The sequence below is a fragment of the Enterobacter cloacae complex sp. 2022EL-00788 genome (assembly GCF_026627565.1).
GTDB classification, from domain to species: domain Bacteria; phylum Pseudomonadota; class Gammaproteobacteria; order Enterobacterales; family Enterobacteriaceae; genus Enterobacter; species Enterobacter pasteurii.
Genome location: NZ_JAPNMC010000001.1, coordinates 221,411 through 242,994 on the forward strand (window position 1 = coordinate 221,411; position 21,584 = coordinate 242,994).

General features: G+C 63.5%; 3 protein-coding genes. All 3 read right to left on the minus strand.

What is annotated here, in order from left to right:
* Nucleotides 1-19 precede the first annotated feature (19 nt).
* On the minus strand, nt 20-1,195 hold the full coding sequence (locus OWK27_RS01095; RefSeq protein ID WP_267589607.1) for an HlyD family type I secretion periplasmic adaptor subunit: 1,176 nt from the start codon (nt 1,193-1,195) through the stop codon (nt 20-22).
* Nucleotides 1,192-3,357, minus strand: coding sequence for a type I secretion system permease/ATPase (locus OWK27_RS01100; RefSeq protein WP_267589608.1), 2,166 nt, complete (start codon nt 3,355-3,357; stop codon nt 1,192-1,194). The genes OWK27_RS01095 and OWK27_RS01100 overlap by 4 nt, the downstream gene beginning before the upstream one ends.
* Nucleotides 3,358-3,533: 176 nt before the next feature.
* Entirely contained in the window at nt 3,534-21,539 is an 18,006-nt protein-coding gene (locus tag OWK27_RS01105) for an Ig-like domain-containing protein (protein WP_267589609.1), read from the minus strand.
* Nucleotides 21,540-21,584: the final 45 nt, after the last annotated feature.

A 21,584-nucleotide genomic window follows, 5' to 3' on the forward strand; every position in this document is an offset into this window, starting at 1 on the left:
GGCTTGCCGAACGCCTTTTTTATCGCTCGCGCAGCGCCTCTTTTGCCTTATTGAGCGGCTTCAGCAGATAATCAATAATCGATTTACTGCCGGTTTTGATATCGACGGTGGCTATCATGCCCGGAAACACCGGAAATGCTTTACCCTGCCTGTTCGTCAGGTGGTTACTCTCCGTACGGATATAAACGCGATAGTAATAGACGTCCCTTTTTACCTCGTCCTGAAGGGTATCCGGGGAAATCATCGTCACCTCGCCCTTCAGCCCGCCGTAGATGGAGTAATCATAGGCGGTAATTTTCACCAGCGCTTTTTGCCCCGGATGGATAAACGCCACGTCGCGCGGGGAGATTTTCGCCTCGATAACCATCTGGTCGTCAAGCGGGACCAGGCTCATCAGCTTGCCGTTTGGCGGGATCACCCCGCCTACCGTCGTCACGTCAATATCCTTTACGATGCCGCGTACCGGCGCATTGAAGGTCAGACGAGTCAGCGAATCTTCGCGCCCTTTCATGACGGAACGCTGCGCTTCGATCTCCGCGTTGGCCTTCGCCAGCTCTTCACGCGCGCGAACGTAGTACTGGTTCTTCATCTCGGTGATTTTATTTTCAAGCTCGTTCTTCTGGCGCTCAAGACGCAGCACCTCAACCTTGCTGGCCGCGCCCTGCACAACCAGCGGACGGGTTAGCGCCAGCTCGCGCTGCACCAGCGCCGCTCCCTGACGCAGCCCGGCCAGCCCTTTTTCCAGGCTCTCGCGGCGCGACTGATAAAGCGCCGTTTCCTGCTTAACCAGCTCGACGTCATCGTCCAGCTCCGCCGGAAAAGCCAGCGCCGTATCGTTTACCTCGGCCTTCAGGCGCGCGGCGGTTGCCAGCGCGGCATTCAGGCGGGATTCACTCTCGAGCACGCTGGATTCCGTTTTGGTGCGGTCGAGCTGCGCCAGCTGCTGGCCCCGCTCGACGATATCGCCTTCGCGCACCAGCAGGCTGTGAATAATCCCCCCTTCCAGGGACTGGATCACCTGTTCGTGGGAGGACGGGATCACCTTGCCGCTGCCGGTCGTCACCTCATCCAGCTGGAACAGGCTGGCCCAGATGATAAACACCACCAGCAGGGCAAACAAAGACCAGGCCACCAGCGTGGAGCGCGGCAGGCGCGGCTCCTTCAGCCGGCTGTTAAAACGGGAGAAATCATTCATGCCACGCCCTCCGCTTTCAGTTTGACGGTACGCTGGGGCGCCTGCTGCGGCGCCATGCCGTGCTGGCGCAGGATGGCATCGCGCGGGCCGTCCATCACCACTTTACCGTTTTCCAGCACGATGATGCGGTCCACCAGCTCCAGAATCGGCAGACGATGGGTAGCGACCACCAGCGTCCGGCGCTTGCCCAGCCACTGCCTGAGGTGCTGAATAAACTGCTTTTCGCTCACCTCGTCCAGCCAGGCGGTAGGCTCGTCCAGCAGCAGAATATTCGGCGACGTGATCAGCGCGCGGGCCAGCAGCAGCGCCTGACGCTGGCCGCCTGAAAGCCCCGCGCCTCCTTCATTGATGATGTAGTTCAGCCCCATTTTCTGCTTACGCACAAACTCCAGCGCGCCGCTGTTGACCAGCGCCTGGTGGATCTCGTCGTCCGTCGCCAGCGGGTTACCCATCAGGATGTTGTCCCGCACGGAGCCAAAGAACAGCCGCGCCTGCTGGCTCAGCAGCTGCATGTCGCGGCGCACGTCGGCCGGGTCCAGATGATTGAGCGCGATATCGTCCAGCAGAATGCTGCCCTGCTGCGGCTCCTGCATGCCCGCCAGCAGCTGTAGCAAGGTGCTTTTCCCGGAGCCGTTGCGCCCGAGTACCGCCACGCGCTCCCCGGCGCGAATGCGCAGCTTGCTGATGCTCAGCACGGTAAGCTTCTCTTCTTCGTCATAGTAAAAACCCACGTCGTCGAGAACGTAGTCGCCCCGCAGGTGCGCTTTGTGCACCTTTTTGCCCTGCTGAGGATCGTCAATCGGGCGCTGCATCAGGTCGTCCAGGCCCTTTCTCGCCACCTTCGCCGACTGCCAGCGGGAAAGCACGCCGGAAATCTGCGACAGCGGCGCGATAGTGCGCGAGGCCAGAATCGAGGTCCCCACCAGCGCGCCGGTGGTCATATCGCCGCTGATAACCAGATAGCACCCCACCAGCAACACTACCGCGTAAACTATGGACTGTACCTCCTGCGTCCACGTCAGCAGCAGCCCGGTCAGCCAGCGCTGCTTCATGCCGACGCTTGCAGCCACGTCGTTGGTGTTGTTCCACTGGTTCTGAAAGCGCTGCTCGGCGCGCATGAGCTTAATGTCCTCGATGCCCTGCACCGCCTCCACCAGCGTGGCGTTACGGATGGCAGATTCGCGCATCCCCTCGCTGGACAGCTTTCCGAGCGGGCGCTGTACCAGCAGGCCGGGGATCAGCAGCAGCGGAACGGCCAGCAGCACCACCAGCACCAGCGGGCCGCCAATCATCCACAGGATGAAGACAAACAGCAGGAAGAACGGCAGATCGGAGATGGCCGCAATGGTGGTTGAGGTGATCAGCTCGCGCACCGACTCCAGCTCGCGGATCTGGGCGATAAACGAGCCGGTCGACCTTGAGCGAGCGCCGTTTTTGATCCGCAGGGCGTGGGCGAACACGCGTTCAGAAATGCGCAGATCCGCGCGTTTCCCCACCACGTCCGAAATATGCACCCGCAGCATGCGCATGATGAACTCGAACACAATGGCAATCATTACCCCGCCGAACAGGACCCACAGCGTGGCCTCCGACTGCGACGGCACCACCCTGTCGTACACCTGCATGGAAAAGACCATCCCGGAGAGCGCCAGCACGTTAGCGACCAGCGCCACCAGCATGATGTCGCCGTAGCGCCGCCAGTCCTTCAGCGCCAGCTGCCAGAACCAGTTCTTCTCGTACGGTTTGATGTACTCGTCTACGCGGGCATCCGGCGTGGACTCCAGCGGGCGCAGCACCATCAGCCCCTTCAGGCGTGGCCCCAGCTCTTCGCGGGTGAGCGTCGTCTCAAGGCCGCCGTCGCCGCTAAACTGCAGGCTGACGTTGCCGTCGCTGTCCATACGGTTAATCACCGCAATCTGCCCGCCGGTAAATTCCGCCAGCAGGGGTAAACGCCACGGATCGAGCGAGACCGCTTCTGCCGCCACCATACGCATCCCCAGCCCCAGCTGGCGCGCCATCTCCTCCAGCACCAGCTGGCGCGGCGAGTGACTTTCGTGGTTAATCGTTACCCGAACATGCTCAGCCGAAAAGTCCAGCCGATAGTGCTTCGCGATGATGAGCATGCCCTGCAGCCAGGGTTCGTACTGTGGATGTGTCTTCATAATGCTACGTCCTGTTCAGGGCGATAATTTCGCACTGAAATGATACCTTTGCGGGACGATAAGTAATGGAACGATCCCTAAACGAACCCGCAAAATAATCTTGTGAAATATAGGGTTATGGCTATTCGTGTAAAGAAACGCAAAAGGCCGCGAGGATCGCTCCCCGCGGCAGGTTTTTACGCAATTAACAGCTGATGATTAGCCAGCAGCGTGGCCAGATCCGTCTGCACGCCGTTTAGCGTCACCAGGGTGGTCGGCGTGAACTGCCCGCCCGTCCCGTCCAGGTCAACCTGGATCTCGGTGTTGCTGCCGTTCTGCACCACGCGGATGTAATCGGCGATGTTGCCCGCGCTGCTGTCCAGCGTGGCGACGCCGTTGACATAGCTCGCCGAGCCGCTGCCGGTATAGCCGCTGTCGGACAGCAGGTCGCGCAGGTCAATGCGATCCGTATCCGCCGTCCCCTCCCAGGTACCGACGGTGAAGCCGTTGACCACATCGCTGCCGTTCCCGCCGGTAGCGTCAGAGGCGCTGATCAGCTTATAGAGCAACGTGTCGTGACCGCCGCTGCCGATGTTGAAGGTGTCGTTACCGCCGCGACCTTCGAACTGGTTATCACCGCTGTTGCCGGTGATGACGTCGTCGTAGTCAGAGCCGTTGATCCCTTCAATATTGAGCAGTCGTGACGTACCGAACCCGGTGTCCTGCGCGGTTGAGAGGCGCAAATCGACGGTTACGCCGGACGTGGCGTTGCGGTAATCCACCACGTCCATTCCGCCGGTGTTGCTCCAGGTGTCATAGTCGGAATGGGTATTCCAGCCGCCGGAGCCGTTGTAGGTATAGGTGCCATCCTCCGCGATAAAGGTGTCGTTATACCCGGTACCGGTAATCGTTCCGCTGTGGCCGCCGGTGGCCGCTTCGGCGGTGAGCACGTAGCCCTCTTTGCCGTTGCCCGCCTCCAGGCCGCTCCAGGTGACGTTATCCGACGCGCCGTTGGTGATTTTCACGATCTCTGCCGAGTAGGTCTCGTTCGGATCCAGGCCGTAGAAGCTCACCAGCGCGGAGGTATCGTTCGAACCAATACCGGACTGGGCGTTGATGATCTGCGAGGCCACCAGCACGCCTGCGGCGTTGTACAGGTTGACCGTATTGCCGTAGTAGGCGTTGATGCCTTCGCTGTCGACAATGTGCAGATGCATCGCGGTACCGTCCGCAATGGTCTTGCTGTTTTGCACCAGCACCACCTTGCCGTTTTGCTGCGAGACCAGCAGGTCCTTCGCGCCGTCCCAGTTGTAGTCCACTGCGGCCACGCCGGTAACGTTAGCAAGCCCTGACGCCAGCTGGCTGGAGGTCCAGCTTGAGCCGTAGCCGTTGTTGGTGAACAGCGTCGCGGTCTGCGAGCCGCCGTAGGTGCTGAGCTTAACGATGTCCATCTGCCCGTCACCGTTCCAGTCTACCGCCACCGACAGATAGCCCGCGGAGGCGTTAGAGGCCTCAACCGCGCTCTTGGTGGTGGACAACTGTCCTGCACCGTTGTTGTAGTAAATCACCCCACCGGTGTTGTTGTAGCTGCTGCCCAGGTACAGATCCATGTAGCCATCACCGTTGAAGTCCGCCCACGTCATGGACGCCGCCGTGGTGGTATTCGCCGCGTTCACCACAAACACGTTGGTCATGTTCTGGCCGATGGACAGCGTACCGTTGCCGTTGTTGTTAATCACGGTAAGCGAGTACGCGCCGCTGCGGTTGGTGTGCTGCACAATATCCACCGTGCCGTCGTTGTTCAGGTCGACGCCGGAAATCTCGCGCCCGGAATCAAACTGACCGTAGAACCCGCCCTCACCGCCGGTGCCATCCGGCGACAGAACGCCGTTGTTGTTCACCAGGTAGGTCAGGGAGTCCATACCGGCATCGCCGTAGGCCAGGTCCAGATAGCCATCCCCGGTTTTATCGTACGCCATCACCCCGCCGTACCAGATGGTGGTTCCCATCGCCAGCTGGCTGGCGTTATAGGTGCTGCCATCGTAGGTCCACATCACCTGCGTGGAGCCGGCGTAGGTGTTCTCCGTCGCGAAGATATCCTGCGTGCCGTTACGGTCGAAGTCGGCGGCGGTCTGGCTCACCACGTAGTAGCCGCGGGTATTGCTCAGCGTATTTCCGGCATAGGTCGAGCTATCGCTGCTGGAGTAAGACTGGCTGTTAGCAATGATGCTCCACAGGCCGCTGCTGTTCGTGCCGACGGTCATGGTCGAGTTGTTGCTGTTCCCCGCCGTGGTCGCCCAGTCGGTATTCACCGTGGTGGTATCAATCACCAGGCTGCCGGTCGCCGTGCCGGTGGTATTGCCGTTGCCCGCGCTGCTCTTGACCTGCGCCGTGACGTCGTAGCTCGCCACGCTAAGGGCATCGCCGTCCGGGATCTGCAGATACCAGGTGTTGTGATCCGGATCGACGACGACCGCACCGCCGGTCTGCGAGGTATAGGTTTTACCGTTCACCGTCACCACCAGATATTCACCGTTTACCAGGTCTGCGGATACCGTACCGCTGACAATCGGCGTGGTATCGGAGGTGGTCTGGGCGGTAATCGCCGCCGTGGTGGTCGGTACGCTGGTATCGACGTTCAGCACAAACCCGTCCGATTCCGTGTAGTTACCGGCTTTATCGGTGACGCGCACAATGTAGGTGTGGTTGCCATCGCTCAGGCCGTTGTCCTGGAAGGACCAGCTGGCGCTGCCGTTCATGGTCACCTGACCAAGCAGGATCCCGTCACGGTAAAGCTGCACAATTTCACCGTCCTCCGGGGCGCGGTTGAGCGTACCGTTAATCAGCGGCGAGGTATCATCCGTCGCGACTGACGCGCCGTAGGTGCCCTGACGTTCGCCTTCCCCGTCGGTGTAGCTGACCACCGTTCCCACCGTGTCAGGCGGCGTGGTATCCACCGTCACGATCTGAGAAGCGGTCGAGCCAACGTTGCCCGCCTGGTCAACAATCCGCACCTGATAAGCGTAATCCCCGTCAGGCAGATCGCGGGTATCGGTGTAGCTCCAGCCCTGGTTCGTCACCGAAGCGTCAATCCACGTATTGCCGCCGTCGAGGCTGATCTGCACCCGCTCGTCGCCTGCAAGCGCGCTGCCGAGCGAGCCGTTGAGGGTCAGGGTGGTGTCCATGGTGATGAAATCACTGCCGGACTGCCCGGTGTCGTCGCTGATGCTGTCGATGGTGATGCCGTACTGCGGCGCCTGCGTGTCCACCGTTACCGCCTGCGACGTGGTAGCCCCGACGTTCCCCGCCTGGTCGACGACTCTCACCTGGTAACTGTAGCTACCGTCGGTCAGCGTGCGCGTGTCGCTATAGCGCCACTGCGTGCCGCTCACGGTGGCGTATACCCAGGTGGCGCCGCCGTCCATGCTTACCTGCACGTACTCTCCCGCCCCCAGCTCCGCCCCGAGCGTGCCGTTGAGGGTGTACGAGGTCGAGCTGGTCAGGAAATCGTTGTTATCGAAGCCGGTATCCACGGTGATGTTATCCACGGTCACCGTAATCGCGGCATCTGGCGCCACCGTATCGACGGTCACCTGCTGATGCGCGCTGGCGCCCACGTTGCCCGCCGCATCGACCACGCGCAAGTAGTAGTCATAGGCCTGGTTACCCAGCGTGCGTCCGTCCACGTAGTACCAGCTGTTGCCGGTGACGATAACGTTCTGCCAGGTTACGCCGCCGTCGATGCTGATCTGGGCATATTCGCCGTCAGCCAGCGTCGCGCCCAGCGATCCGCGCAGCGTCAGCGAGGTATCGTTGGTGATAAAGTCGCTGCTGCTCAGGCCGGTATCGTCGCTGATGCTGTCGATAGCGATCGTTTTGCTGGCGTCCGGCGCTACGGTATCAATCGTGACAACCTGGCAGGTCGTCGCGCTGACGTTCCCCGCGTCGTCAATCACCCGCAGCTGGTAGTTGTAGTCGCCGTCGGCAAGCGTGCGGCCGTCCACATACGTCCAGCTCAGCCCGCTCACGCTCACGTCGGTCCAGGTCACGCCGCCGTCGAGGCTGATCTGCGCGTGGTCGCCGCTGCCGAGCGCCGCCCCGAGCGTGCCCTTCAGGCTGATCTGGGTGTCGCTGGTGATGAAGTCGCTGCCGGACAGGCCGGTATCCTGCGAAACGGCATCCACGGTTATGGTCGTTGCCGCAGGCTTCGTCAGGTCAATCACCACGTCCTGGCTGTCCGTTGCCCCCACGTTCCCCGCGTTATCAATCACCCGCACCTGGTACGCGTAGGTACCGTCGGTCAGCGTGCGACCATCCGCGTAACGCCAGCTGGTCCCGGTGACGGTCAGGTCAGTCCAGGTCGCCCCGCCGTCGAGGCTGATCTGCGCCTTCTCGTTATTGCCGAGCGCCGCCGTCAGCGAGCCGTTGACCACCACCTGGCCGTCGTTAGTGATGAAATCACTCGCGCTCAGGCCGGTGTCGTTTTGCAGGGAATCAATGCTGATGCCCATTGACGGCGCGGTCAGATCCACGGTGACGGTGTGGCTGTCGCTGGCGGCGTTGCCGATGGCATTGCTCACCTGAGCGTTGATAACGTACGAGCCGCCGTCCGCCAGCGCGGTCACGTCCGCGCTACCGAGCGTGTAGCCCCAGCTGCCGTCCGCCTGCACGGTGGCGGTATAGGTTTTGCCGTTCAGCGTGATGGTCACCGTCTGGCCAGCAGGCGCGTCGGTGGTCCCGCTGATAACCAGCGGCGTGCCGTGCTCGGCGGCGTTAACGATGTCGTCCTGCGCAAACGTGTTGATGCCGATCGTCGGCACGTCGCCGTTCAGCGTCACGTCGCGCGATGCGCTGCCGGGGTTCCCCGCCTTATCGCTCACCGAGGCGGTAATGGTGTACTCCCCGTCGGTCAGGCCGAGGAAGTCGCGGCCCGGCACGAAGACCGACCACGCCCCGTCCGCCGCGACGGTCGCCTGATAGCTGTGCCCGTTGAAGGAGACGGTGACCGTCTGCCCCTGCTCCGCCGTGGTGGTGCCGCTGATGGTCTGGCCCGCCAGCTGCTCGGCGTTGTTCACTATATCGTCATCGGCGACGGTGCTGATGGTCACGGTCGGCGCCGTGGTGTCTACCGTTAAGGTATGCGTGGTCTGGCCGTTATTCCCGGCTTTGTCGTTAACCGAGGCGGCCACCGTCAGCGCGCCGTCGTTCAGGGCAGCCAGGTCGGCGGCCGGAACGTCGAGCGTCCAGGTGCCGTCGTTTGCCACGGTGGCGGTATAGGTTTTCCCACCCAGCGTAACGGTGACGGTCTGGCCCGCCTCCGCGCTGGAGGAGCCGCGAACGGTCAGCGGCTGCTGCGCTTCCGCCGCGTTCAGCACGTCATCCCCTGACAACGCCGCAATGCTCACCACCGGCGCGGTGGTATCCACGCTGATGCCGTGCGTGGCCGAAGCGCCGTTGCCCGCGCTGTCGTGCGCCGATACAGAAACCTGATAGCGCGCGCCGTCCGCCAGCGCGCCGACGTCCGCAGCCGGAACGGTGGTAGTCCACGAGCCGTCGCTCTGGATGGTGGCCGTATAGCTCTTGCCGTTGAGGGTCACGGTAACCTGCGTACCGCTGGCAAACTGCGCGCTCGACCCGCTAATCACCAGCGCGTTGCCCGCTTCCGCGGCGTTAATAACGTCATCGCCGCCGATAGCGTTCACCGTCAGCGCGACGGAGGCCGTGTTCACGACGACGTCGTGGGTCCGGGTGCTGCTGTTGCCCGCGCTGTCGGTGATGGTCGCGCTGAGGGTCACGGTGCCGTCGTTGAGCGCAGAAATCACGCTGGCCGGAACGCCCACGCTCCAGCTACCGCTGGCGTCAACGGTGGTGGTGTACTGGCTCGTACCTAAGGTGATGACCACCTTATCGCCGACGTTCGCGCCGGTTGCCGTGCCGCTGACGATCTGCGCCTGCGCGTGCTCCACGCTGTTAATAACGTTATCGCCCGCCACGACGTTAAAGCTGACGGTCGGCGGCGTGGTGTCCAGCGTAATCGCCTTGCTCGCGCTGCCCGGGTTCCCCGCTGCGTCGCTCACGCTGACCTGCACGGTGTAACCGTTGTCCGCCATGGCGGACAGTTCGGTGCCAGGAACATTGACGCTCCAGACGCCCCCCTGTTGCACCTGGGCGGTATAGCTCTTACCGCCGAGCGTCACGGTCACCGTTTGCCCGACTTCGGCCGTTGTCGTACCGGAAACCGTCACACCGGCTCCGGCTTCAGCGCCGTTGATCACGTTATCGCCCGCAACCGTATCAATGGTGACGGCTGGCGCGGTGGCATCCACGCTGTACTCGCGCCCCGCGGACGCACTGTTGCCGTGCGCGTTGGTCACGCTCACCTGCACGCTGGCGTCGCCGTCCTTCAGGCCCGCCAGATCCGCAGAAGGCACGGTTGCGGTCCAGTTACCGTCAGCATCCACTTTCGCGGTATATGTCTTGCCGCCGAAGGTAATGGTGACGGTCTGGTTTTCTTCCACGTTAGTCGTGGCACCAGAAAGCACCAGATCCGCCCCTTTCTCCGCCGCGTTAATCACGTCGTCAGCGGCAATGGCATCAATGCTGATAGCCACTGCTGACAGATCGACGGTCACGTCGTGGCTGATGGAGACCGGGTTGCCCGCGCTGCTCTGTCCCGCCACGGTGACGGTGACCGTACCTGCGGCCAGGGCGCCTACGTCTGCCGCCGGGATTGCCGCGCTCCAGGTACCGCCTGCCAGCACGGACGCCGCGTAGGTTTTGCCGTTCACGGTGACGGTGAGCGTGGTACCTGGGGCCAGCCCGTCGCTGGAGCCGGTGACGATCAGGTTTTGAGTATGTTCAATGCTGTTGATCACATCGTCGCCCGCCACGGTGTCCACACGCAGGCCCGGCAGGTTAGCGTCGATAGTAATCTCGCGCTCGCCGGTGCCGGTGTTGCCGTGGCCGTTGGTGACGGAGGCTGAGACGGTCAAATCGCCGTTGCCGAGCGCCGTCAGGACGGACTCCGGCACGCTTACCGACCAGCTGAGATCGCTCTGTACCGTGGCGGTATACGTGTTACCGCCCACGGATACGGTCACGGTATTACCCGCTTCGGCGTTCGCCACGGTGCCGCTGATGGTCTGGCCTGCCGCCACTTCCGCGGCGTTGATGACGTTATCCCCCGCAACGGTGTTGATGGTGACGGTCGGCAGCGCGGTGTCCACCAGCAGGTTCGCGGTGCTGCTCACGCTGTTGCCCACGCCGTTAGTCGCGGTCGCGCTCAGGGTGTAATTCGCCTGGCCCAGGCTCGCCAGATCCGCCGCCGGGACCGTCAGGCTCCATGTGCCGTCCGCCGCCGTCGTCGCCGTATAGCTTTTACCGTTCAGGGTCACGGTAACCGTGGTGCCTTGCGCCAGGTTAGCGCTGGTGCCGCTCACGCTCAGGTCCTGACCTTTCTCCATCGCGTTCAGCACGTTATCGCCGCTGATGGCGCCGAAGTTAACGGAAGGCAGGCCGGTGTCGACGGTCACGCTATGGGTGCCGGTACCGGTGTTGCCCGCCGCGTCGGTGACGGACGCCGTGACGGTCGCGGTACCGTCGCTGAGGCCGGAAATGACGCTGGCCGGAACGCCCACGCTCCAGTTACCCGCCGCGTCCAGCACGGTGGTGTAGGTCTGGCCGCCAATGGTGACGGTGACCTTATCGCCCGCCGCCGCGCCGGTGGCGGAGCCGCTGACGATCTGCGCCTGAGCGTGCTCGGTGACGTTAATGACGTCATCGCCTGCAACGGCGTTGATGGTCACCGCCGGAACGGTCACATCCACCGTCAGGGTGTGGTCAACGGAGGCCGGGTTACCGGCTTTATCGCTCACGGAGGCCGTCACGGTCACGCTGCCGTCGCTCAGACCCGCAAGGTCGGCCGCCGGAACGTTCAGCGTCCAGCTGCCGTCTGAGCCCACCGCTGCGGTGTAGTCCTTGCCGTTCAGGCTCACGGTCACCGTCTGCCCCGCTTGCGCGGTGCTGGTGCCGGAGATCGCCAGGTCAGACTGCGCTTCCGCGGCGTTCAGAATGTCGTCGGCCGCCAGGGTGTTGATGGTTACGGACGGCGCGGTTGCATCCACGCTGTACTCGCGTCCCGCCGAGGCGCTGTTGCCGTTGACGTTGGTCACGCTCGCCTGCACGCTGGCGTCGCCGTCCTTCAGTCCCGCCAGATCGGCGGACGGCACGGTATAGGTCCAGGTACCGCTGTCGTCGACGGTGGTGGTGTAGATTTTGCCGTTCAGGCTCAGGGTAACGGTCTGCCCGGCCTCCACGTTGGTGGTAGCGCCTGAGAGCACAAGATCCGCCCCTTTCTCCGCCGCGTTAATCACGTCGTCGGCGGCAATGGCGTTGATGCTGATGGCAACGGCCGCCAGATCCACGGTGACGTCGTGGCTGATGGTAATCGGATTCCCCGCCGCGCTGTCGCCGGTAACGCTGATTTTCACGGTGCCTTCCGGCCACGCGCTCACGTCCGCGGCCGGAACCGCCGCGCGCCAGGTACCGTCTGCCAGCACCGTTGCGGAATAGTCTTTGCCGTTGACGGTCACGGTGAGCGCGGTGCCCGGGGCCAGGCCGTCGCTGGATCCGCTCACGATCAGGTTCTGGTTATGCTCGATGGTGTTGATCACGTCATCGCCCGCCACGGTGTCCACGCGCAGGCCCGGCAGATTTGCGTCGATAGCGATCTCGCGCTCGCCCGCGCCGGTGTTGCCATGGCCGTTGGTGACGGCTGCGGTCACGCTCAGGCTGCCGTTGCCCAGCGCGGTCAGAACGTCAGACGGCACGCTTACCGACCAGCTGAGATCGCTCTGCACCGTGGCGGTATACGTGTTGCCGCCAATGGTCACGGTCACCGTATTGCCCGCTTCGGCGTTCGCCACGGTGCCGCTGATGGTCTGGCCTGCCGCCACTTCCGCGGCGTTGATGACGTTGTCCCCCGCAACGGTGTTGATGGTGACGGTCGGCAGCGCGGTGTCCACTAGCAGGTTCGCGGTATTGCTCACGGTGTTGCCCACGCCGTTGGTGGCGGTCGCGTTCAGGGTGTAATTAGCCTGACCGAGACCGGCCAGATCCGCTGCCGGAACCGTCAGGCTCCAGGTGCCGTCTGCCGCAGTCGTCGCCGTGTAGTTTTTGCCGTTGAGGGTCACGGTCACCACGGTGCCTTGCGCCAGGTTAGCGCTGGTGCCGCTCACGCTCAGGTCCTGACCTTTCTCCACCGCGTTCAGCACGTTATCGCTGCTGATGGCGCCAAAGTTAACGGAAGGCAGGCCGGTGTCGACGGTCACGCTATGGGTGCCGGTGCCGGTATTGCCCGCCGCGTCGGTGACGGACGCCGTGACGGTCACGGTGCCGTCGCTGAGGCCCGAAATCACGCTCGCCGGTACCCCCACGCTCCAGTTGCCCGCCGCGTCCAGCACGGTGGTGTAGGTCTGGCCGTCAATGGTGACGGTGACCTTGTCGCCCGCCGCCGCGCCGGTGGCGGAGCCGCTGACGATTTGCGCCTGGCCGTGTTCCGCCACGTTAATCACGTCATCGCCCGCAATAACGTTAATGGTTACCGCCGGAACGGTCACGTCCACCGTCAGGTTATGGTCAACCGAGGCCGGGTTACCGGCTTTATCGCTCACGGAGGCCGTCACGGTCACGCTGCCGTCCGTTAACCCTGCAAGATCTGCCGCCGGAACGTTCAGCGTCCAGCTGCCGTCTGAGCCCACCGCTGCGGTGTAATCCTTGCCGTTCAGGCTCACGGTCACCGTCTGCCCCGCTTGCGCGGTGCTGGTGCCGGAGATCGCCAGGTCAGACTGCGCTTCGGTGGCGTTCAGGATGTCGTCAGCCGCAATCGTACTGATGGTCACCGACGGCGCGGTAGCGTCCACGCTGTACTCGCGTCCTGCCGAGGCGCTGTTGCCGTTGACGTTGGTGACGCTCACCTGCACGCTGGCGTCGCCGTCCTTCAGGCCCGCCAGATCGGCCGCTGGCACCGTGGCGGTCCATTTACCGTCGGCATCGACCGTGGCGGTGTAATTCTTGCCGCCGAAGGTGATGGTGACGGTCTGATTCTCTTCCACGTTCGAAGTGGTGCCGGAGAGAACCAGATCCGCGCCCTTCTCGGCCGCGTTGATCACGTCGTCTGACGCAATCGCGTCAATGCTAATGGCGACGTTCGCCAGATCGACCGTCACATTGTGGCTGATGGAAACCGGGTTACCGGCGCTGCTCTGACCCGCAACGGTTACTGCAACCGTGCCCGCACTCAGTGCGCCAACGTCCGCCGCCGGGATCGCCGCGCGCCAGGTGCCGTCTGCCAGCACGGTGGCCGCATAGGTTTTACCGTTCAGGGTGACCGTCAGCGCGGCGCCTGCGGCCAGGCCATCGCTGGAGCCCCTCACGATCAGGTTCTGCCCGTGCTCGATGCTGTTGATCACGTCATCGCCCGCCACGGTGTCCACGCGCAGGCCCGGCAGATTTGCGTCTATAACGATTTCGCGCTCGCCGGAACCGGTGTTGCCCACGCCGTTGGTAACGCTGGCTGACACGGTCAAATCGCCGTTGCCCAGTGCGGTCAGAACGGATTCCGGCACGTTCACGGACCAGGTCAGATCGCTCTGCACCGTTGCGGTGTAGCTGTTACCGCCAATGGTCACGGTCACGGTGTTGCCCGCTTCGGCATTCACCACCTTACCGCTGATGGTCTGCCCGGCTGCCAGCTCCGCCGCGTTAATGACGTCGTCACCTGCAATGGTGTTGACGATAACCCCCGGCAGAACGGATTCCACGTTCACGGTGTGCGACGTGCTGGTGCTGTTGCCGACGCTGTCCGTTGTCGATGCGGTAACGGTGTACAACGCTTCACCCAACGCGCCGACCTGATCCGCAGGAACGGTGGTGGTCCATTTCCCGTTGCTGTCGACCATCGCGCTGTACGCTTTGCCGTTCAACATCACGGTCACTACCGCGCCTGTCGCCAGGCCGGAAGCCGTACCGGAGATCGTCAGATCCTGCGCTTTCTCGGCGCTGTTGATGACGTCATCGTCGGAAACGGTGTCGATGGTCAGCACCGGCGCGGTGAGGTTGACCTCAACGTCGCGGGTAGCGCTGCCGCTGTTCCCGGCTTTGTCGGTCAGCGCCGCGGTGATGGCGTGATCCCCGGCGGCCAGAGCGCTAACGTCTGCCGCAGGCACGCCCACGCTCCAGCTGCCGGAGGCATCCAGGGTGGCGGTGTACGATTTGCCGTTGAGGGTAACGGTGACCACGTCGCCCGCCGCCGCGCCGGTTACGGAGCCTGTCACAATCAGCGCCTGCGCATGCTCAACGCTGTTGATGACGTCATCATCCGAAACGGCATGAATGGTCAGCTGCGGAACGGTGGTATCGACCAGCACGTCACGATCCGCAGAGGCGGGGTTGCCCGCCTTATCAGACACGGCGGCGCTGATGGTGTAGTTGCCGTCGGTAATCGCGCCTACGTCTGCAGACGGCACGGTCACGCTCCAGCTGCCGTTCGCCTGTACGGTGGTGGTGTAGTCCACGCCGTTCAGCGTCACGGTGACGGTCTGGCCCGCTTCGGCGTTAGTGACGCCGTTAACGACCAGATCCTGCTGCGCTTCTGCGGCATTGATAATGTTGTTGTCGCTGACAATTTCAATAGATACCGTTGGCGCGGTGGCGTCCACGCTGTATTCACGCCCCGCCGAGGCGCTGTTGCCGTTCACGTTGGTGACGCTCACCTGCACGCTGGCATCCCCGTCCTTCAGGCTGCCGAGGTCGGCTGACGGCACGGTCGCCGTCCAGCGGCCGCTGGCGTCCACGGTGGCGGTGTATGACCTGCCGCCAAAGGTGATGTGGACGGTCTGGTTTTCTTCCACGTTGGTGGTGGTGCCGGTCAGCACCAGATCCGCGCCTTTTTCCGCGGCGTTGATCACGTCGTCCGCGGCAATCGCGTCAACGCTGATGGCCACCGCCGCCAGATCGACCTTCACGTCATGGCTGATGGAGACCGGGTTACCCGCAGTGCTCTGGCCTGTGACGGTCACGGTGACCGTGCCCGCGCCAAGCGCGCTCACGTCGGAGGCCGGAATAGCTGCTGTCCAGGTGCCGTCGGCCAGCACCGTCGCCGCATAGTTTTTACCGTTTATGTTCAACGACAGCGCGGTGCCGCTTGCCAGTCCCTCGCTGGAGCCGGTGATAATCAGGTTTTGCGCATGTTCAATGCTGTTGATGACGTCGTCACCCGCCACGGTATTTACGCGCAGGCCAGGCAGGCTGGCGTCGATGGTGATGTCGCGCGCGCCGGAGCCGGTGTTGCCCACGCCGTTGGTAACGCTGGCGGACACGGTCAAATCGCCGTTACCGAGCGCGGTAAGCACGTCGGACGGCACGTTGACCGACCAGCTTAGGTCGTCCTGAACCGTGGCGGTGAAGCGGTTGCCGCCCACATTAATCGTGACAGTGTCACCGCTCGCCGCCCCGCTGACCTTTCCGCTCAGGGTCTGTCCGGAGGCGACCTCCGCCGCGTTGATCGTATCGTCAATCGCTACCGCGTTGATGGTCACCGTCGGCAGCGCGCCGTCAACCCGCACGCTGTGGTCGGCGCTCGCGCTGTTGCCCGCGGCATCGGTCACGCTCGCCGAGACGGTATAGCCCGCTTCGCCCAGCGCCGAGACGTTGGCCGCCGGAACGGTAACGCTCCAGCTGCCGCTGGCGTCGGTGGTTGCGGCGTAGCTTATGCCGTTCAGGGTTACCGTAACGGCGGTATTGGCCGGCTGGTTGCTGGTGCCGGTGAGGAGCAGATCCTGGCCTTTCTCCGTCGCGTTAATCACGTCGTCGCTCGCGACGGTATCGATGGCGATAGTCGGCGCGGTCAGGGAGACGTCAACATTGTGCGCTGCGGTGGAGCTGTTACCCGCTTTATCCGTAATCGTGGCGGTAATGGTCTGGCCGCCGTCCGCCAGCGCGCCCACGTCCGCCGCCGGCACGCCCACGCTCCAGTTGCCGGACGCGTCCAGCATCGCGGTGTAGTCTTTGCCGTTCAGGGTAACGGTGATTACGTCGCCCGCCTGCGCGCCCGTTACCTTACCGGAAACGATCAGCGCCTGGCCGTGCTCGGCAATATTAACGATGTCGTCGCCCGCCACGATGTTGAACGTAATCTGCGGAACGGTGGTGTCGACCAGCACGGTCGCACCGGCGCTGGCCGGGTTGCCCGCCTTATCGGCAACGGAGGCCGTAACCGCGGCGTTACCGTCGGCGATACCCGCCATATCGGCCGCCGGAACGTCGAGCGTCCAGCGCCCGTCCGCCTGTACCTGCGCGGTGTACTGGTTACCGTTGAAGGATACCGTTACGGTCTGGCCCGCTTCGGCGCTGCTGGTGCCGCTCAGGGTCAGATCCTGCGCCGCTTCCGCCGCGTTCAGTATGTTGTCGCCGCTGATGGGATCGACGGCGATCGTCGGCGCAGTGGTATCCACGCTGAATTGCCGTGCGGAAGACGCCGCGTTGCCGTTCACGTTGGTCACGCTCGCCTGCACGCTGGCGTCGCCGTCCTTCAGGCCGCTCAGATCCGCCGCCGGAACGGTGGTGGTCCAGCTGCCGTTCGCCTCGACGGTGGCGGTATAGGTTTTACCCGCAACGGTGATGGTCACGGTCTGGCCCGCCTCGACGCCGGCGGTGGTGCCGGAAAGCACGAGGTCGGCGCCCTTTTCCGCCGCGTTGAGCACGTTATCAGCGGTGACGCTGTTGATGCTGATGGCGACGGGCGACAGATCAACGTCAACAAGCGTACCGATGGTCACCGGGTTGCCGGAAGCGTCCTGCGCGCTGGCGCTGATGGCGAGCGAACCGTCCGCCCACCCGGAAACGTCCGCCGCCGGCACCGCGGCCTGCCAGGTGCCGTCCGCCAGCACCGTCGCAGAATAGTCCTTGCCGTTAATCGTGACGGTCACCGCGCTGCCCGCCGCCAGGTCGGTGCTGGTGCCGGAGACGATCAGGTTCTGGCCGTGTTCGATGACGTTGATAACGTCATCGCCCGCCACGATATCGATCCGCAGCCCCGGCAGCTGGGCATCAATCGTAAACGCCAGCGACGACGTTCCGGTATTGCCGTGCCCGTTCGTGACGCTGGCAGATACGGTCAGATCGCCGTTGCCGAGCGCGTTCAGCTGGGCTGCGCTTAACGGCAGGCCCCAGCTCAGATCGTCCTGTACGGTAGCGGTATAGGTCTGTCCGCCCAGCACAATAGTGACAGTGTCACCTGAAGCGGCGTTGGTAACATGGCCGGTCAGGGTTTGCCCCGCCGCCAGCTCCGCGGCGTTCACCACGTTATCGCCCGCCAGAACGTTAATGGTGACTCCCGGCAGCGAGCTGTCCACCAGCACGTAGTGAGCGGCAGACGCGCTGTTGCCCACGCCGTCGGTGATGCTGGCGGTCACGGTGTACTGCGCTTCGCCCAGCGCGCTGACGGCGGACGCGGGAACGGTGACGCTCCAGCTGCCGCTGACGTCGGTGGTGGCCGCGTAGTGAATGCCGTTCAGGGTCACGGTGACGGTGGTCCCGGCTGGCTGGTTGCTGGTCCCGGTAATCTGCAACGCTTCGCCTTTTTCAGCGGCGTTGATCACGTCGTCTGCGGCCAGCGTGTTGATGGCGACGTCAGGAATGACGGTATTTACCACCACGTCCACCGCGCTGCTGCCCGTATTGCCGGACTGGTCAGTTACGGAGACGCTGATGGTCCAGGTGCCGTCGGCCAGCCCCTGCACCACGGATGCAGGCAGGCCGAGGCTCCAGCTGCCCGCGGCGTCAACCACGGTGGTGTATTCCACGCCGTTGAGGGTAATGGTCACCAGGTCGCCCGCCGCCGCGCCGGCCACGGAGCCGCTCAGGATCTGCGCCTGAGAATGCGCGTCGTGGTTGACGGTGTTAGTGGGGGTGACAAAGTCGTTAATCGTCACCTGCGGCACGGTGGCATCCACCAGGCCGACGCGGTCCGCGCTGCTGGTGTTGCCCGCCACGTCGTTCACGGTGGCCGTCACGGTGAGGTTACCGTCGTTCAGCGCGCCAGCGTCGGCGGCCGGAACGCTTAGCTGCCAGCTGCCGTCCGCCTGCACGGTGGTCTGGTACGATTTGCCGTTCAGCGTCACGGTGACCGTCTGGCCCGCCTGCGCGCTGCTGGTGCCGCTGACGATCAGGTCCTGCTGCGCTTCTGCCGCATTGATGATGTTATCGTCGGTCAGGTTGTTAATGGTTATGGTCGGCGGCTGCGTATCCACCGTCACCACGCGGGCCGCATCGGCGCTATTGCCGCTGGCGTTCGTCACGCTGGCGCTAATCTGCGCGCGGCCGTCGATCAGAGTTTCCATGGCGCTGGCGGGCACGGTCAGGCTCCAGGTGCCGTCCTGCTGTACCTGCGCGGTAAAGGTCTGGTCAGCAAATTTGACCACCACGGTCTGGCCTGCTTCCACGCCCTGCGTCTGGCCGGACAGGGTCAGATCGCTGCCTTTTTCCGCCGCGTTGAGCAGGTCATCGCCTGAGACAACGTCAATAGTGACCGCCACGGCGTTCAGGTCCAGCTCGACGGGATGCTCGGCAGAGACGGTGTTGCCCCAGGCATCCTGCGCGCTGGCGTGCACGACGACGTTGCCCGCCGTCCAGGCCTGGAGATCGGCCGCCGGCACGCCGATCTGCCAGCCGCCGCTGGCGTTAACCACGGCAGGATAGTCGACGTTATTAATGGTGACGGTAATCTGCGCGCCGGCGGCCAGATGGGTGCTGGAGCCGGATACGGTCAGATCCTGCTGCTGCTCTATGGCGTTAATGACGTCATCACCGGAGATGGTGTTGACGCGCAGGCCCGGCAGTTCGGCGTTGATGCTGATATCGCGCTCGCCGGTGCCGGTGTTGCCATGGGCGTTGGTGACGGAGGCGGTGAAGGTCAGGTCGCCATCGCCAAACGCCTTAAGATCCGCTGAAGGGATCGTCACGCTCCAGGTCAAATCGCTGCTGACCTCGGCGGTATAGCTCTTGCCGCCCACGGTAATGGAGACCGTATCGCCCGCCGCCGCGCCGGTTACGCGCCCGCTGAGGGTCTGATCGACAGCCGTTTCGGCATTGTTAACCAGGTTATTGCCCGCAAAGGTATTGACGATCACCTGCGGCAGCGCGGTGTCAACCAGCAGGTTCGCCTCGGCGGAGCCGCTGTTGCCCACGCTGTCGGTGCCGCTCACGCTGACGGTGTAAAGGGTGTTCGCCAGGTTCAGCACGTCGGAGACCGGCACCTGCACGGACCAGACGCCGCTCGCCACCGTAGCCGCATAGCTAACGCTGTTGAGGGTCACGGTGATGGCGCTGCCGTCCGGCAGGTTGCTGGTACCGGTCAGGCTCAGCGGCTGCATGGCCTCCTGCGCATTCAGGACGTTATCCTGGCTGATGGCGTCAATCGTGAATTCCGGCGGGTTGCCGCTCAGGGTAATATCGCGCGTGGCGCTGCCGGTATTGCCCGCCGCGTCGGTCACGGAAACGGAAATGCCGTGCTTGCCTTCCCCCAGCGCGCCGACGGCGGAGGCAGGAATGCCGACGCTCCAGCTGCCGTCCGCCTGCACCGCCCCGGTGAAGGTCTGTCCGCCGAGGGTGACGGTCACGATATCGCCAGCGGCCGCACCGTTTGCCTTACCGGAGATAATCTGCGCCTGGCCCTGCTCGCTGGTGTTCAGAATATCGTCGCCCGCGACGGTGTTGATGGTCACTACCGGGGCCGTCGTATCAACGGTAACGTCCGCGGTGGTGGATGCGCCGTTCCCCGCCTTGTCGCTGACGTTAACCGTCAGGGTGTGCTGACCGTTCGCCAGCGACTGCACCTCGCTGGCGGGCAGCGTGACGGACCAGCCGCCATCGCTGCCCACGGTCGCGGTATGGTTTTTACCGTTCAGCGTCACCGTCACGATTTGTCCGGCTTCGGCGCTGGTTTTACCAGTCAGCGTCAGCGGCTGATTATGCTCCGCCGCGTTGATGACGTTGTCCTGCGCGAAAGTATCGACGGAAAGCGTCGGCGCAGCGGTATCCACGCCAATCGTCTGGCTGCCGGTCACGGTGTTGCCCGCCGCGTCTTTGCCGCTGACGTTCACCGTCCAGGTGCCGTCCCCCAGCGCCTGCGCGTCCGCGGCCGGCACGTTCACGCGCCAGCCGCCGTCGGCGCCCACTTCAGCGGAATAGGTTTTGCCGTTCAGCGTAACGGTCAGCGCCGTGCCCTGCGCCAGGTTTTTAGCGCTGCCGGAGAGCGTAAAGCCGGCGGCTTGTTCGCTGGCGTTAATCACGTTATCCCCTGCCGTCGTCGCCAGCGTCACGCTCGCGTCGGCAGTGGTGACGGTGACGGTAATGCTGCCGGCCGCCGTGGTTTTGCTGCCGTCGATCTGCACGACCGACCAGGTATGCTCCCCATCCTTCTGGGCGGGTAAGGTTACCGACCAGGTGCCGTCTTTGGCGATCATGGCGCTGGCGATGGTGCTTCCGCTGCTGTCTTTGACCTGTATCGTCGCGCCCGGCTGGCCGGTGCCGCTAAAGGTTGGGGTGTTGTCATCCGTGATGGCGTTTGCGCTCAGCACGCCCTGCCTGTCACCCGCGTTGTCCGTAAGCAAGAACGTCGGAGTGGCGCTCTCAACCTCTTTCGTATTATCAATAACCCTGGTTTTGGTTTCACCGTCGCCCCCGCTGGCCAGCAGCGCGCCGATGGCCCCGCCGCCGAGCGCCGCGCCCGCAATCCATCCCCACGGCGCATCGCTCAGCGCGCTTCCCTGCTCCAGGAAAGGTTCAATACTGCTAATCGGTGCGGCCTGGGCGGTTAATTCGGTCGCGACAGCGCCTGATGCTTCCCCGGCATCGGCAAATGAAATATGCGTCAGTTCCTGGCTATCGTTAAATACCAGCTCGGACTGATTATGGGTTTCCGGATCTTCGACAAAATAGTTATTGCAGCGAATGACGCTGCCGTCTTTCATATAAATAAGGAGGTCTTTTCCCTGGCGGACATAACGCACCACGTCCTGCGCAGAACCCTGAATTTCAATTACGCTCGGCGATGAAATGGAGACCGACAGATTTCCTTCGCCGGTTAATCTCGTTTTTTCTGCCGTCTTGCGAACGATGACATCAACAACTTTTGCGTTACTCATATTCTTCTCCTTGCAGGTGTGCGGATTCCTGTGGATATGTCCACC

Excerpts from the sequence above, each read along its gene's own strand:
- OWK27_RS01095 (WP_267589607.1), bottom strand. The coding sequence starts at position 1,195 with ATGAATGATTTCTCCCGTTTTAACAGCCGGCTGAAGGAGCCGCGCCTG.
- OWK27_RS01100 (WP_267589608.1), bottom strand. The coding sequence starts at position 3,357 with ATGAAGACACATCCACAGTACGAACCCTGGCTGCAGGGCATGCTCATC.
- OWK27_RS01105 (WP_267589609.1), bottom strand. The coding sequence starts at position 21,539 with ATGAGTAACGCAAAAGTTGTTGATGTCATCGTTCGCAAGACGGCAGAA.